Raw genomic sequence first — 16,799 nt, forward strand, 5'->3', positions numbered from 1 at the left:
TTTGACTGATGTACACGCTAATGAGGTACATGTGGATGAGTCAGATCTGATTGAAGTAAAAGCGCAGGGTGCTATCCCTGTGTATTCTTCTGAGGTACAGACGCTCTACATTACCCAGCCTACCAATCTTCAGCTGTTCAGTGAGGACGTGACAAAGCGCAGCCCTTACTTTGATGAGCGGGAAGACACTACTGAAGTGGCCGGTGTGGTTGCTGTACGGGGATTTACCCGTGCTTACTTGTCCTGGTTTGAACTGACATCACCTGAACGTCACAAAGCGACAAAGGTGTACCGAAGCACCACTGATGACTTTGACGGTGCAGTCTGCGTAGGCGACAGCCAGACGCAGACATTCACTGATACTGTAGAACCGGATACAGAATACTATTACTGGTTTATTCCGGTAACCCATGCTGGCAATGAAGGTATACGCACCACTTCACACTATCTGATGAAAAGTCAGGACAGGGATGCAGTCGTTAAGTTCCTTGGTCTGGATGGTGTGTTCGGCGCACTGAATGACCTTGAAACGTTGCTTACCGGCAGACTGGATGCCGTTGATAACTCCCTGTACCAAATCAACGCTGACTTACTCAATGAAGCGGTGACGCTGATCAACGAACAGATTGCCATTGTCCTCGGAAACCAGATAAGCCTTCAGAGTACACTTGGCTTGATGATGGACGAGTCCATTGCGCTGATGCGTGAGCAGATAGATATCGTGGTAACTGAGAACACCGCGCAGATCTCCCGTATCAATACGCTGACTGCACAAGTGAACTCTGAAACTGAAAGTCGTATCGCTGCTATCAACACACTGGAAGAAAGTCTGGTAGGTGTTGATTCTGCTATTGCTACAGTACGTGAAGAACTATCTGCAGAGATAACTTCAGAACGTCAACGTACGGACGCTCAGATTGTCTCAGAGCGACAAACACGTGTAACCCGTGAAGATGCCTTGGCAAACGCTATTACGTCCTTACAGACCTCTACAGAGAGCGATATTGCCAGTGCTAATGCTGCCATTGAGCAGGAGAGTACAGCACGATCATCTGCTTTCGGTGCAATGGCCTCACAGATTGAATCCATCAATGCCGGATTCACGACAGCACAGGGCGAACTGAATGCCCGTATTGACGAGGAAGCCCAGACCCGCGTAACTGCTACGGATGCACTGGCCCAACGGGTAACGGACATTGAATCATCTGTGTCCACAGACATTGCAGATTCCCGTGCGTCCCTTGAGCAGAGCCTGACTACCGTTACAAGTGAACTGAATGCACTTGCAGAATCCACACTGGATTTGAGCGCAGAGATTAGTGATGCCCAGTTATCTGCGGTAGCAGAAGCACAGCAGTACACACGGGCGCAGGTCGGTGTGTGTTACATCAACGGTAACTTATCAACCCATGTTGATGAAACAGCGTGCGTTAATGCCGGCGGTACTTGGAAGCGCGAACCTCTGTCCACTTCGTTTAATAACGTTCAGATCAGCTACACCAAGCCGGACGGTTCCACCGTCACCGGCGGGGCACAGATGCTACTGCAATCAGTGGTCAATGATGTAGGTAATGTTGCCAGCCGTGCTTACTTCGGTGTACGGGCTGACGGGGCTATTACCGGCCTTATTACTCAGAATGAATCTGGTGTACCCGAGAGCAGTAAAGTACAGCTGGTCGGTAGTGCAGTTGAAATCCTGAATGACGAAGACGGTACGCCGTTTGTATCGTACGACACCGTTAACAAGCGCGGTGTTATCCGTGGTCTGTTGATACTGGAAGATGGTACACGTGTTTCCGGCCAGTCTGACATTTCAGGCGGTAACGGTGATCCCGGGGCTGACGGCAAAAACGGGGCAGGCCTGTATGCACTGCAGAACAGCACCGGTGTATTCCCCGCCGATGCAACTGCCAGTACCGAGTTTGAGAACTCATTCGGACGCGCACCTACAAAAGGCGATCACCTTACCTACCGTAATGCTGATAACACGAACAGTTCAATCAAACGTTTTGATGGTACTTCGTGGGTGGCCCCGTTACTTATCGTAAACGGTGACATGCTGACTATGGGTACTATCACTTCCGGCGCACTGGCTTCAAAAGCGGTGACAGCCGATAAGATTGATGTACTGGACCTCTTTGCTCAGGACATTACCGCTACCGGTACAATTACCGGTGCCAAGTTCATCGGTTCAGAGTATTCAGGCGGTAAGGTAACGGTTGAGAACGCATCTACCGGTAACAAGGTTAGTCTGGATTCTTCCAGTGGTTCACCTATTCGGATCAGTAACGGTACTGATACCCTTCTGCAGTTTGATGCTGATAACAAACTTCAACTGCTTGCTGGTTTGGCTGACCACACAATCAACCGGTCAAGCATGTTCTCACAGGCAATCTGGGACTTAATTAAGCCACAGCCTACCTCTGGTTCTACCGGTGGTTCTTATGGCGCAGCTGGCGTCAGTGACAGCCAAACGTTAAGCCAGACAATACTGATGGAGAACGCTAACCTCAGTACCACCACACTGTCATTTAAGCTACGCAGCTGGTACACCGGTTCATCGCCTGTGGACCCTGTCTGGAAGATCATTGTATTCCGTAAAGTCAGGCCGAAAGGCGGGACGTGGGATACTTCCATTAAAATTCACGAAAAAATATATACCGGTAATGCCATACCTTCTGAGAACTACGCCGACATACTGGTCAACTACGTTGAGGATGTTGATGTCTCTGACGGATATTACGATGGTGAAATCCAGTTCAGTATTAGTGCACATTACCAGTCGGGCTCATTTATCTCAGAACGCTCAAGGTTAGAATCTATCGTTGCAACACAGTCCGTACAAGGCGGCGGGGTTAATGGTGATGCGCTGACACTGAATGGACAAGATCCTGACTACTACCTGAAATGGGCGAATGTCCAGAATAAGCCAGCTTATACAACACGCTGGCCTACGTTCTCTGAAGTGTCAGATAAGCCTGCACAGTCTACACGTTGGCCTACATGGTCTGAGGTAACCAGTAAACCGGACGTTGCCATCAAGCCAGGTGACCACACGACTAACAACACCGATTACTCTATGGTGTGGGAAAACAACAACGGTACGCTGTACACCAGTGCCGCGCACCTGAAGTACAACCCCGCAAACAAGCGCATTACTACAGGTGGCCTGACTTTAGGGCTAGGCGGTGTGACTAATGATCTCCTGACTCTGGACTCCGCAGGTCACGCAAACATCGTTATCGACCGCGGTTCTACGGACTACGACAACAATATCCTGTTTAAGACAAACGGTGCGTTATCGTGGCGTATCTGGCAAGGCTACGGCGATGAGCATCTGGGTATCAGGCACGAAGCGTCAGCATCAGAGCCTATGCGTATCTACGAAGACCACATCCGCTTGCAGAATAAAATCGCTTTCAGGATGTCCGATGGTTGGCTGCGTATCAATGACCAAGGCGGTTTCGGTAGTGGTATCTACTGCGGAAGCAGTGTCTTACGTACGGACGGTCAACTTGAAGTAGGCGGCAATGGTGCATACTTCATGGCGAATGGTTCAGAAGTTACCAGCAACAAGCCCCACCGGTTTAACCAAGACATCAACGCTTATAAGAGCGTGTTGTTCAAGACCGCCGGCACTGGTATTTATTTCCAGCCGGACGGTTCAAACGACTTTGGCGGTATCCGGTATAACTCATCTGGCAATGACGGGAACATGGAGTTCTGGACTTCGGATGATTACAGCGAACCATTTATTTTCCGTATGTACGATACAGGCTCAGTCGGTTCAGGTACTAACCGTGAGGTTTTTCGGATTAACGATGGTAACGCTCGTGTTATTCGCGCTGACGGCGGTGAAGCCAATCTGGATTTATCATCGTCTACCGGTACTTACGCACGCATGTACTACCGTAAAAGTGATAACAAGTTCGGGTTTTTCCTGCCCAGTTCGGCCAGTAACTATTCAACGCGCCTCAGTTGGGACGGGACAAACGACCGGTGGACGGCTTCGGGTGAAGTGTGGGCAGACGATAACGTTGCGACCTCTGATATTCGTGTTAAAGAAGACTTGAAAGAGATCCGCAGTGCGCTGGATAAAGTCGGCCATTTGACCGGTTACACGTACCTGCAAACGAAACTGAAAGCACGTAAAGCAGGTGTTATCGCACAGCATGTTGAAGGAGTCTTGCCGGAAGCGGTCAGTAAAGGCGAAGACGACATGTTGGCTGTATCGCAGGCCGGTGTCGTGGCACTGTTGGTCAACGCTGTGAAAGAGTTGCGTGAAGAAGTGCGGGTACTGCGCGGGAGAGTAGCTAATGGCTAACAAGGCATTCACGGTTCAGACACGGGACGAGTTCAATGCTGTCTGGTTTCGGCCTACAACGACAAGTATGCTGGCCGGTGATTCAGCGACATTCACCAACAACTCGAATGTGTCTATCCGTATAGACGGGTTTCTCAGTGATTACTGGACAAACACCAGTAGTCTTACACTGAGTCCGGGCCAATCATCTACACGGTATATTAAGAGCTCTCCAGCCAATTATGATCAGGAACACTATCTCGGGGCTAATGCCCTGAGTGGTGGTTATGACCCCGATACCACACGGATTGTCGTCAGTTCGCCACCGGACAAAGAACCTGATTCTTTTTCAATGGGGTCAGACATCAACGACTGTGACCCGAAAGTCACACAATCGGGCGGCTTTAACCTGACCGGCATCAACACGATGCCCGACATTACGTTCAGTAACACCATCAACGGCGGCTACCACACCCGCTGGCTTAATGGGACAACACTACGCATTAATTGGTGGTCGGACGCGCCCAGTGACTACGGCCAAGCGCGTACCATCACGTTCAAGGCAGGGAGTAAGTCCGATAATCTAGTGATCCGGACTAAGCAATGGCCGGACGTAGACCAGCTTATTGAACTGGGGATCACAAGCGGCACCATTAAACACAAAGACCATCTGGTTGATTTCTTCGGTGGCGATGCGCCGTACAAACTCACTAACCTGTATCGCGGTGCAGGACTTGTACCCAGTATCTACCAGAACCGTAATATCCCGACTTCCGGCCAGATTAAACTGACGGACTTCTATGGTGCGGCCAATGGCTTTTACTGGATTTATGCCCCGTCCGGACGCTTCGCCCGCGCAAACATTCTGAACAGTTCGCAGACACTCAGCTACGATTGGATTGCGAAGAACGAGTTCGAAATCGGATACGGGATTCTGGCGGCACACGTTGAGTACCGGTACACAATGACGGTTAACAGCGAGTCCACTGCCACCCCGACATTTCAGTCAACGCATGGTGTATCACTCGGGTCGTGGTCACAGAACAACAAAGGTTTCCGTGTGAAGCACACGTGCCCGCAGGGATACGAGGAAATGATACGGGTAACTATCCACGTCCAGGCCAGAAACGCACAGGACACTAAAATATCCATCCAGCGCGACATAGAAGTGGTCTACTATTTCTACGGCGTATGACGCAGAACTTTACTCACAGAACGCTTACAGGCATACTTTAGGGACTGCATCGTTCGATGCGTCCCTTACTTCCCCCTCAAATCTCACTCCCTCCGAGACCCCCAAAATGACACAAAATACCACAGCATATAATCTTGCTTTGAACCTCCAGTCTCAACTGGACAACGCGAAAGCCCAGAACGAACAAATGTTTCAGGCGTTGGAGCGTTTAGCTACAAAAGCCGGTGTTACAGAACCAGCCGGTATTGACTCACTTGTTTCCCAGATTGAGGCTTGCATCCTGCCTGCAGGACAGAGTTCTCCACCAAAAGGCGAAAAAACGAAATAGTTTTGTTTTCGTCACTAACAGTGATCTAATTCTCCCCGTTGACAGCAAATTCCCCCACGTTGTTGACCAATTTAACTAACCATTAAGTTGCCTTCCTACAGATGACCACCGACCATCCTACCGATAATGCCCCACCTAAGATCCGCCTTACCGACTGGACTAATGAGCCAACATTAGCCCAGTTAAAGCGAGATCATCAAGACGCCCAGGTTGAGACCAGCCAGCACAATGAAAATATTGACCGCTGGCTGGATAACCTCAACATCACGGGTACAGCGAAACTTCCTAAGCAAAAGAATCGCTCCTCAGTCCAACCAAAGCTAATCCGCAAACAGGCCGAATGGCGGTATTCATCCCTGTCTGAACCCTTCCTCTCTACACCTGATATTTTCAACGTATCTCCGGTGACCTATGAAGACAGACGCGCAGCCCAGCAAAACGAACTCGTACTGAACCACCAATTCAACAACCAGCTGAATAAAGTCAAACTGATTGACGACTATATCCACACCGCAGTTGATGAAGGCACAGTCATTGTCCGTGTAGGCTGGGAACTGGAAGAAGAAGAAGTCACCAAAGAAGTTCCTGTGTTCGCAGAACAATCCCTAGACCCTTATGACCCTTCACACAACCAGTTCGTCCAGCAGCTGCAGGAATTGATGTCACTGGCTCAGGCAGACCCTGAAGCCTTTGAAGCTGCTCCTGAAGAAATGAAGCGTTCTGTACAACGTACCATGGAATTAGGCTACCCCATTGAAGTCTACATTTCAGAATACAAAACGGTTACCGAAAATAAGGTTGTTAAGAATCAGCCCACCGCAGAAGTCTGCGACTACAATGATGTGGTCGTAGACCCCTCCTGTAAAGGTGATGCAGAGAAAGCGAAGTTTATTGTTTATCGCTTTACTACTTCTCTGGAAGAACTACGTTCAGCAGGTCTGTACGAAAATCTGGATAGTATTCAGGTCACGAACAACAGCCCGTTAGCACAGGCTGATGAGAACGACCCTGATAACATGTCCTTTAACTTTAAGGACGAACCTCGCAAGAAGTTCTATGCCTATGAGTATTGGGGTTACTGGGATATACACGGTAACGGAACCGTTAAGCCAATCGTTGCAACATACGTAGGTGACACGCTTATCCGTATGGAAGAAAACCCGTTCCCGGATAAAAAGATTCCATTTGTCATTGTCCCGTATCTGCCGGTAAAGAACTCTCTTTACGGTGAACCGGACGGTGAACTTATAAAGGATAATCAGGACATCGTGGGCGCAGTAACCCGCGGCATGATAGATATCCTTGGCTCAGTAGCTAACGGTCAACGTGGCTACCGCAAAGACGCACTGGATGCCTTAAACCGCAGACGGTTTGAGCAGGGTAAAGACTACGAGTTCAATTCTAATGTTGATCCCCGTATGGCTTTCCACACACATGCCTTTGCAGAAATCCCTGTATCAGCGCAGTTCATGCACCAACATCAAAGTGCTGAAGCAGATTCAATGACCGGCGTTAAATCATTCGGGGCCGGTATCTCCGGCAATGCTCTGGGTGATACAGCCACTGGTGTAAGAGGTGCATTAGATGCAGCATCAAAACGTGAACTGGGTATTCTCAGACGACTGGCCAACGGTATAGTTGCCATAGGACGAAAGTTCATTTCGATGAACTCACAGTTCTTGTCCGATGAAGAAATTATCCGTGTTACCAACGAAAAGTTTGTAGCCATTAAACGTGAAGAACTGGCCGGCAGCTTTGACCTGAAGCTATCCATATCTACCGCCGAGGAAGATAACGCGAAAGCACAGGAACTGGCTTTCATGTTACAGACTACCGGCCCGTCTTCAGACCCTGCAGAGGTTCGCATGATCCGTGCTGAGATTGCACGGTTACGTAAAATGCCGGACCTCGCCAAGAAGATTGAGGAATACCAGCCACAGCCGGACCCTATCCAACAACAGAAGGCCGCGCTGGAACTGGAAGAACTCAAAGTGCAGATAGCCAAACTTCAGGCTGAAACACAGAAGATCTTCTCTGAAATCAATCTCAATGCTGCCAAAGCCGATGAGACCACTTCTAAAGCTGACCGCAATAACCTCGACTTCCTTCAGGAAGAGTCAGGTGTGAACCAGGAACGTGAGTTGCAGAAACAGGGCGCACAGGCCCGTGCAAACATCCAGCTGGAAGCGGCCAAAGCTGCCTTATCTCCTAAGCAGCAATCTACTCAAAACTAACCATCCGTGGCGCATTCCCGCGCCACTCAATCCCCCAATCTGAGCCGCAAGGCCAGGAAACTAAGGAAATACTATGTCTACTGACAACGCAATCAAAGAAATCGAAATCTCTAAAAAAGACGCTGAAAAGCTGGTAGATGATGCCCGCGCTGTAAACCGTCTACTGAAGAACCGCGACTTTAAGCGTGTGATTACAGAAGGTTTCTTTGAGAAAGAAGCAGTCCGTCTTGTACTGCTGAAATCGGATCCAAACTTCCAAAGTCCTGAAGACCAGGCTTCTCTGTTAACCGCAATGGACGGTATCGGTGTGTTACGTCACTACCTGCAAACCCGTCTGGTATTAGGTGATCAAGCCTCAGCATCCATTGAAGATTTGGATGCAGAACTTGAAGAACTGCGCGAAGAAGCGGAGTAAGTTAAATGGGTGACGATATTCTGGGTATGTCCGATGAGGACTTTATGAATGCGTCATTTGACACCCCTGTTGAGGACTCTGCTACGGCGGAGTCTGCAAGCGACAGCGGTGCAGACGACTTTTCCGAAGAAACCACTGTATACGAAGAAGGTACAGACGAAAGCCATGATGACTTTGAATCCGAAGCTGAAGCAGAAGCTGATGAAGCCGATGGTGAACATGAGGCCGCTGATGAATCCGGAGAACTGGAGGAATCCCCAGCCGGTGAGACCGATCCCGATGAGTCTGGTGATGAAGCGTCTGAACCGGACAGTGCAGACAGCGTAGACTACAAAAGCGAATATGAACGGCTACTGGCTCCCTTTAAAGCCAATGGTCGTGATATGCAGGTCAGCAACGTAGATGAAGCTATTACGTTGATGCAGCAAGGTGCTAACTACAACAAGAAGATGACAGCGTTAAAACCAAACCTCAAATTAATGAGGATGTTGGATAACCATAGTCTGCTTGATGAAGGTAAGTTATCGTACCTGATAGATCTGGATAAGAAGAATCCGGATGCAATTAAAAAGCTGATTAAAGATAGCGGCATCGACACCTACGAACTGGACGGTGAAGATACTGACTACAAGCCCAACACTTACACTGTTGACGACGCTGAAATGGAACTGGCTTCAGTCCTTGACGAAATCAAGGGAACGGATGCCTATGAAAAGACAGTACAAGTGGTCAGCAATAAGTGGGACACAGCCAGCCGACAAGCCATTCTCAATAACCCTCAAACTTTAGCAGTAATCAATGAACACGTAGCATCTGGTATCTACGATCAAATCACTGCCGAAATTGAGCGTGAACGTATGTTTGGGCGGTTATCAGGACTCTCTGATATCGAAGCATACCGCCAAGTTGGTGATCGCCTACATGCCGCCGGTAAGTTCCGCAAACCGGACGCCGCGCAAAACCCTCCCCGTAGCAACGAAAGACCAACACCCACACCAAACAAAAAACCTGCTGAAGAAGTGCGAAAACAGAAACAGCGTGTTTCAACTCCACGGTCTTCAAAAGGTGCTTCACCCGAACCCACCTTTAATCCCCTCGCCATGTCTGACGATGAATTTCTCAAACAATTCTCTGAGATGGCTTAATGAATAGTTAGGACTATTTCATGTCTCAAATTTATAACTCTCCTGTAAACGGTCAGGCTTCTTCTATCGGTCCTCAGCACCGTACTGATGTCCACCTTAAACGCGCTCTGGTTGAGGCGGTAAAAGAAGAATACTTCGGCCAGCTGGCTACTTCTAAGCACATGCCGAAGAACATGGGTAAAACCATGAAGCTGTTCCACTACCTGCCGTTGCTTGACGAACGTAACATCAACGACCAGGGTATTGACGCATCCGGTGCAGCAATTGCAGACGGTAACCTGTACGGGTCTTCTAAAGACATCGGTACTATTACTTCTAAGATCCCTCTGTTGTCTGAAACAGGCGGTCGTGTAAACCGTGTTGGCTTCCGCCGTATCTCTATCGAAGGTACGCTGGAAAAGATGGGTTTCTTTGAAGAGTACACGCAGGAATCTCTGGACTTCGATACTGATGAAGATCTGCAATCTCACGTAAACCGTGAAATGACTGTAGGTGCTGACCAGTTAACTGAAGCTATCCTGCAATCAGACATCATCAACGCTGCCGGTACTGTGAAGTATGCAGGTACTGCATTGTCAGACGCTGATGTAAAAGTAACTGACCTGGTAACGTATGACGATCTGATTAAGTTATCTATCGACCTGGACAACAACCGTACACCTAAGCAAACCAAAGTCATTACCGGTACTCGTATCATCGACACCCGCGTAATCTCCGGTGGCCGCATCATGTACACCAGTTCTGAGTTGATCCCGACTCTGATGGCCATGAAGGACTACCACGGCAATCCTGCGTTTGTTGAAGTGAAGCACTACGCTGCCGCAGGCAACACTGTACGTGGTGAAGTAGGCTCTATCGCTGGCTTCCGTATCGTAACCCCACTGGAAATGCAACGCTGGGAAGGCGCTGGTGCAGCTGGTGACGGTTCTACTTACGAAACCAACGGTAAAGTTGACGTATTCCCGATGCTGGTTGTTGGTGATGAGTCATTCGCTACCATCGGTTTCCAGACTGACGGTAAGACTGTTAAGTTCAAAATCATCCACAAAAAGCCTGGCGTTGAAACCGCTGACCGTACTGACCCTTACGGTGAAACTGGCTTCATGGCGATCAAATGGTACTACGGCTTCCTGCCGTTACGTTCCGAGCGTATTGCACTGCTGAAGACAGCTGCTAAAGCATAACCCGCCTGCCGCCCTCTACGTCTGTAGGGGGCTTCCTCTTTCCCCTCATTAAACGAGACTCCTATGTCAGAAGTAACCCTGGAACAATTGAAAAATGAAGCTGATGCGCTGGGTGTTAATTACCATCCTTCCATCGGTGAAGACAAACTGGCCGCTAAAATCGCAGAGTTCAAATCCGGACTGAAAGGCGAAGCTGCGCCAGCAGAAGCTGAGCCTGCACCGGTAAACGATGTTGCCGAACTGAAGAAACAGGCCGGTAAGTTAATCCGCATTAACGTATCGTGCATGAACGCTGCCAAAAAAGACTGGGATGGTGAAATCATCACAGCCGGTAATACCACTGTAGGTACATTCCGTAAGTTCGTTAAATTCAACACTGAAGAAGGCTGGCACGTACCCCAGGCTATCTACAATGTTCTGAAAGCCCGTAAGTACAATGTCTTCTACACGAAGAAAACAAAGAACGGCGTGAACCAGCGTGCTGCACGTCTGGTTAATGAGTTCTCTATTGAAGTGCTGCCTGACCTGACTGAAGCAGAATTAGCAGATCTGGCTAAAGCACAAGCTGCACGGGGTTAATAAATGAATCTGGATAGCCTGACACAAGGTATACCGGACGGTACGGGTACATTCGATCTGCTGATGCAGTCCATTAAGGCGCATCTTACCGAAGAGTACGATAAGAACCGTCTGAACGGCGAAGAGTATTCCCGCCTGTATTTGAATCTGACTACCGCAGTCCTTCAACAGGCAATCCAGTATCAGTTATCAGAACCTCAGTCTGCCGCACAGGTAGACGTACTTAAAGCCCAGAAAGACCAGATTGACGCACAGACAGCCATGCTTGCCCAACAACGGGCAAATGCGGTTACTGAGGGCCAGAACCTGATTAAGCAGGGACTCCTGCTAGATTCACAGCTTCTGGCTTCAGGGGAAGAAGTCCAGCGTATTGCCGCTCAGACAGATCAAATCACGCAACAAACCAGCAACCTCGTTAAAGAGGGTGTGAACATTGGTAAACAAGCAGATCTGATTGATGCCCAGGTAGCTACCGCAAACGCTGAAATACTTCGTGTTCAGAAGAACACAGCCGTCTTGACTCAACAGGCCATAAACCTCGCGTCTGAGAACTCAAACTTACAGGCGCAGCATACCATCCTGACCAAACAGGCAACGAAACTTGATGCGGATACTGATTTCGTAGGGGCACAGAAAGGCCACCTGACCGCACAAACCTCTGTAGTAAACCAGCAGGCCAGTAACCTGACCGCAGAGGGTCTGAACATACCGAAGCAAGGTATTCTCCTGGATAAGCAGGCAGCGCAGTTAGATGACGAACTTCTGACTTCCGCGAAAACCCGCGAACGTGCTGATGCTGATATCGCACTATCCACTGTTCAGGCTTCCAAAGTTGCCAGCGATGTAGAGGTAAACACCGCATCCATTACCAAATCCACGAAAGAAGTGGAAATACTGGAGCAACGCAGAAAGTCCGAAGTAGCGCAAACTTCTGATTCTGTAGACGGTGTACTGGTTACTGGTCTTCTGGGCCGACAGCGCGAACTGTACGGTGCACAGATTGACGGTTTCAAACGTGATGCTGAGCAGAAAGTACTGAAGACGTTTGCTGATATCTGGTCAGTACAACGGACTACCGATAATGGCCTGTCACCGAATGACTGGGGATTCACACAAACAGCTGTGACCTCAGCGATTACTAAGGCACTGGCCGGTATAGACGCATAGTTTGTACTTCAACGATTAACTAAGTGAGGGGGAGGGGCGAAAGCCTCTCCTTTTTTTATGGGTTACGTAATATCCGCTTCGACTTCTACAGTACCACTCTACGATGAGTATCCGGAGCCGGCACTGGAAGCTATACACTCTGCTATTTTCTCAGGCGATGCTATCCGTACAACGGTCATTGACCGTGCTATGAACGGTATGAATAAAGCCATAGAGAAGTACTACCAGTACGGTAAAACCAGTTATGTGAACGGTGTACCGAAAACCGTCTACACGGGGCGTACTGCCAATGAATCCAGCCTGATTGAATTTCTGACCGGCGTTGAAGGCCGTCCGATCACGGTAGACCAGTTTAAGTACGGTACACCGACCACAGAACAGTTCATACGGTACTATCTGAATCACAACCATGGATTAAACCTTCTGACAGGCACTGTGACGAGTTTACCGGCCCAGAGCAGCATTGATATGGATGAGGACTATAATTCCTCACTGGCTGATGCTGAGACGCAAATACGGGAACAAACAGACGCACTGAAAGCCGGTATTCCGGTAGACAGGGAAGAATCTATCACCGATATCTATGAGGGTGAGACTGTTACCCGTGTCGATACTTACGTTGTCCTGCAGAAAGAATCAGTAAAGTGTATCGGCAGTAAAACCCGTTCTGTGAAGTATGTTGACTATGAAGTAACTGGCACGGGCGAAGCCCTGCCAGTGTACACGCTTAATATGTCCGGCTATCAGGATGTGAAATGTAATGCCAGCGGTTCCGTCAGTTATCAGGAAACCCGTACACGAAAATACGTCAGGGCAGACGGTACTGAGACCGGCCATGAAACTACTGTCTTTGATAAGGTGAAGTTGTCTACTGGTTTGCAGACCTACACGTATTCTTACACTTACCCGTACAGTGATGATTACACGTCCGACTATCAGGTAGACATGGTGTATACGTACGTGGAATACAGCTTTGAAGCTGAAGGCATTACTGTTACGAAGGCATATATTGATCAGGAAGATATGCTGACGCTTCTGATCGGTGACGACAGAGAAAACCCGTTTATTGACCTCAAATACCGTGAAGTGGATATCGCCGTAGAAGGAGGTAACTATCCGGTGGTATTTCTACGTCACCAGCAGGAAGATTACTTAACGGAAGCCAGGCAGGAAGAAGTAGAGTTTACACAAGCACAACACATGTTGGACATGTTCGGCATTGATATCCTTGAACTCAGGGATAACATCAATGAGAACGAAGACGTAAACGACATTGACGAAGCCTACTTCATGCTGGCCATACAGCTGAATAACGATAGCAAAGCCGCTAAGAGTTATGCTTTTGACTTCTGGCTTGATGCGTATGAGAACTCTCCGGAAACAGGCCGGTTTGATCCGCTAAACGGTACACCAGGGCTTCTGGCTTTCGACAGTCATGTCATGGCCGTCACTATCTCTGATGCAGTATTCGACTTACAGGTGATGTATGCCGGCATTGGGTTACGTTATGTTGAAGGTGTTCTGGATGACACCGGTGAAGTGTCTCTTGAGTACTCCGAAATTAACGATGTCCCTTACCTGACTTATAAAAAGCAGATTGACGATAACACGTATGCAATTCTGAAAGTCGCAGATCCGATGCATCGCAACACGGTGTACGGGGATGGTGTTATTGAGACACGACTCAAAGATTACTGGGAAGACGATGAAAACCATAACTTCATTATCCCGCTACGCAGAGATCTGGTTCAGAAACAGAACCCGCTACAGCAGGAGCAGCTGCACTATGTCGGCCTGATGTTGGTATTCCACGCCTACGATAAACGCAAAACCAAATGGTATGAATCCAGTCTGTTTAAAGCCTTCCTGATAGTGGTAGCTATAGTGGTCATTGCGTATACAGGGTATGATATCTATACCAGTACCGCCGCTGCATTTGCTCAGGGCGGTACGGCAGCAGCTGCAACCTACCTTGCCACAGTCGTCCTGACATCAATTGCCATTAACATCGCTATCAAGTACACCGTGAAAGTAATCGGACCGGAACTGGCGTTTCTTGTGGCAGTCGTTACAATCGTAGCTGCCATGTACGGCTATATGTCCGAGACATCCTTTCTGGATATCGACCCTAAGACGCTACTTTCTGTAGGTACGTCAATCGGTAAGGAAAATAACGAACAACTGACAGCGGTACTTCAGTCTGAGATGGAAGCCTTTGAGGAAGAATACGACCTCATGAAGGAAGATATCGAGACACTGAAAGAACTGCTCAGTACATCCAACCTCGTTGATCCTTACAGCTTCATTAACCGGCCCCATACCATCAACCTAAACGAAACCGCTGACCAGTTTCTCCAACGGTCACTTATCTCCAATCCGGGAGTGCTGGCTTACGATCTCATTGATAACTACGTTGCCACGCAAGTTCAACTCCCCAAACCACAGTACACATAGGTAAATACCATGTTCTCACTCAACGCTTTACCCGCCGCAGCAGTTCCCGCCGCCAACGTAGGCATTAACTTTAATCAGAACCAGTGGGATCCCTCTTTCTGGGACAACATGCTGGGGTACACCGATAAAACAACCGGCATCGACCATAACGGATGGGGTATGCCGGCACTACAAGGATTAGGCAGCCTGGCTCAGACGTATCTGGGTTTCCAGCAACTGGGGCAGGCAAAGGACCAGTTCAATTTCCAGAAGGACTTCGCCATCCAGAACTATAACCAGCAAGCCACCACACTGAATGCACAGCTGGAAGACCGCCAACGTGCACGATTAGGTGATGATGCCGCCACAGGTAACCAGTACTACCGTTCAGTCGGTGATTACATGAATACCTGGGGCGCAAAGGAGTACGGCAATAATGGCTAATCCTATTACATGGCGTAACGTGGCCGCACCTAACTTCGGTACTGCAAACTTGCAGTACAATCAGGGCGGCAACATGATCACCGATGGTCTGGACCGACTTGCCGGTGTCGTACAAGGCATTGGCCAGAGCCGTCAGAACGAAGCCGCACAGATGAAGGACTACCAGACACAGCAGTTCATGAACCGCATCATGGGACAGAACTCACTGGACGGCTTCAATAACTTCAATCAGCAAATCCAGAATGACCTTGCACCGTTAGGTGCAGGGCAGGTCGATACGCAGAAAGTACTTCAGGCGCTGGGTCAACGTAAGAACACGCTGCAGGACAACTGGACAACAGATACCGCATTCAATAATGCACAGGCTACTGAAGCTGAGCGTCCGTACATTCAGGCGTTCAACGACCTGTTAGGCCGCAGAGACTTCGCCGGTGCACAGTCTTACCTTGATGCGAATAAAGGGAATATCCGTGATACTGGTTCTCTCCTGCAGACACTGAATACACAGCAACGCAGTTACAATGAACAGCAGAAACAGGATAACCTTGACTGGCAAAGGGATAACGTAGGTGACCTCACCCGTAATATCCTTAAACAGGTAGATAATCCGGACAGGGTAGAGACCATACTCAAAACTGAGTTATCCCGTAACGGTATCACCGGTGACCGGCTTTCCACTGCACTTAAAAACGCTATCCCTGAATGGGAACGTATCCACACGCTTAACCGGCCGGCGCGTGAGCGACTGGACGGGGTTGCACAGTACAACCAGCAGGCACTGGATAACTTCGACAGAGAAACGCAATTGGGCGTTGCCGGATTCGGTAACATTGCAGCAGATGATGCAACGCAGTGGCAATCTACCGGTAACTCTACCTCTTCGGTTATCTCCGATATCATGGATAACGTTACTAAAACCAGCAGCTGGTACACTGACGATCTGGATCGTTCGGATGTTAAGAACGCACTGACAGAAGCGAAGTCAGCCATTATCCGCGATAATCCCGAGATTAAAGAGTTCCTGACCGGCCCTGAAGCAGATAACTTCTTAGGTATCGCCCTGAAACGTGCTTATGATGTGACAGGCAATGACACAGGCAGAGTTCTCATTGATAAAGATTCTGATGTACTGAAAGAAGCCATCGTTGATCAGATTAAGAACGGTGGTGAACTGTTACTGGCTTTACAGAAGCAGGGCACATACCGTGCAACTCGACTCAAAGATCGTAAACGGTTAGAATCGGAATCCGGTAACGCACTTAAAATTCTTGAGAGTGCGCTCAGGAAAGCACAGGAAGATCGCCTGTAATACCTCCCAAGGGACAGCCACTGTCCCTTTTTGTTTCCCCTCCCTCCATACTCCCACAGAGCC

General features: G+C 48.9%; 12 protein-coding genes. All 12 read left to right on the plus strand.

Annotation, left to right across the window (positions count from 1 at the left end; translation table 11 throughout):
* Position 1 precedes the first annotated feature (1 nt).
* A complete protein-coding gene (locus tag DS731_RS22150; RefSeq protein ID WP_202980719.1) occupies positions 2-4,324 on the plus strand; it encodes a tail fiber domain-containing protein in 4,323 nt (1,440 codons plus the stop codon).
* Positions 4,317-5,498 (plus strand): hypothetical protein, encoded by a 1,182-nt coding sequence (locus DS731_RS10065; protein WP_119501194.1) that lies wholly within the window; start codon positions 4,317-4,319, stop codon positions 5,496-5,498. Before DS731_RS22150 ends, DS731_RS10065 begins: the two co-directional genes overlap by 8 nt.
* Positions 5,499-5,604: 106 nt before the next feature.
* On the plus strand, positions 5,605-5,826 hold the full coding sequence (locus DS731_RS10070) for a hypothetical protein (protein WP_119501195.1): 222 nt from the start codon (positions 5,605-5,607) through the stop codon (positions 5,824-5,826).
* Positions 5,827-5,927: 101 nt separating this feature from the next.
* Positions 5,928-8,060, plus strand: coding sequence for a portal protein (locus tag DS731_RS10075; RefSeq protein ID WP_119501196.1), 2,133 nt, complete (start codon positions 5,928-5,930; stop codon positions 8,058-8,060).
* A 73-nt stretch (positions 8,061-8,133) separates the two neighbouring features.
* Positions 8,134-8,475 carry a hypothetical protein gene (locus DS731_RS10080; RefSeq protein ID WP_119501197.1) on the plus strand — a complete coding sequence of 114 codons (342 nt, stop codon included), beginning with the start codon at positions 8,134-8,136 and terminating at the stop codon, positions 8,473-8,475.
* Between the two features lie 5 nt (positions 8,476-8,480).
* On the plus strand, positions 8,481-9,620 hold the full coding sequence (locus DS731_RS10085) for a hypothetical protein (protein ID WP_119501198.1): 1,140 nt from the start codon (positions 8,481-8,483) through the stop codon (positions 9,618-9,620).
* 20 nt (positions 9,621-9,640) lie between these two features.
* On the plus strand, positions 9,641-10,804 hold the full coding sequence (locus tag DS731_RS10090) for a N4-gp56 family major capsid protein (protein ID WP_119501199.1): 1,164 nt from the start codon (positions 9,641-9,643) through the stop codon (positions 10,802-10,804).
* A gap of 63 nt (positions 10,805-10,867) precedes the next feature.
* A complete protein-coding gene (locus tag DS731_RS10095) occupies positions 10,868-11,383 on the plus strand; it encodes a hypothetical protein (RefSeq protein WP_119501200.1) in 516 nt (171 codons plus the stop codon).
* A 3-nt stretch (positions 11,384-11,386) separates the two neighbouring features.
* Positions 11,387-12,550 (plus strand): hypothetical protein, encoded by a 1,164-nt coding sequence (locus tag DS731_RS10100; protein ID WP_119501201.1) that lies wholly within the window; start codon positions 11,387-11,389, stop codon positions 12,548-12,550.
* Positions 12,551-12,607: 57 nt separating this feature from the next.
* Positions 12,608-15,004: a hypothetical protein gene (locus tag DS731_RS10105; RefSeq protein WP_119501202.1), complete on the plus strand. Its 2,397-nt coding sequence runs from the start codon at positions 12,608-12,610 to the stop codon at positions 15,002-15,004.
* 9 nt (positions 15,005-15,013) lie between these two features.
* A complete protein-coding gene (locus DS731_RS10110) occupies positions 15,014-15,427 on the plus strand; it encodes a hypothetical protein (RefSeq protein WP_119501203.1) in 414 nt (137 codons plus the stop codon).
* Positions 15,420-16,736, plus strand: a complete 1,317-nt coding sequence (locus tag DS731_RS10115) for a hypothetical protein (RefSeq protein WP_119501204.1) — start codon at positions 15,420-15,422, stop codon at positions 16,734-16,736. Before DS731_RS10110 ends, DS731_RS10115 begins: the two co-directional genes overlap by 8 nt.
* The last annotated feature ends 63 nt before the right edge of the window (positions 16,737-16,799 follow it).

This window comes from Alteromonas sp. RKMC-009, from assembly GCF_003584565.2.
Taxonomy (GTDB): domain Bacteria; phylum Pseudomonadota; class Gammaproteobacteria; order Enterobacterales; family Alteromonadaceae; genus Alteromonas.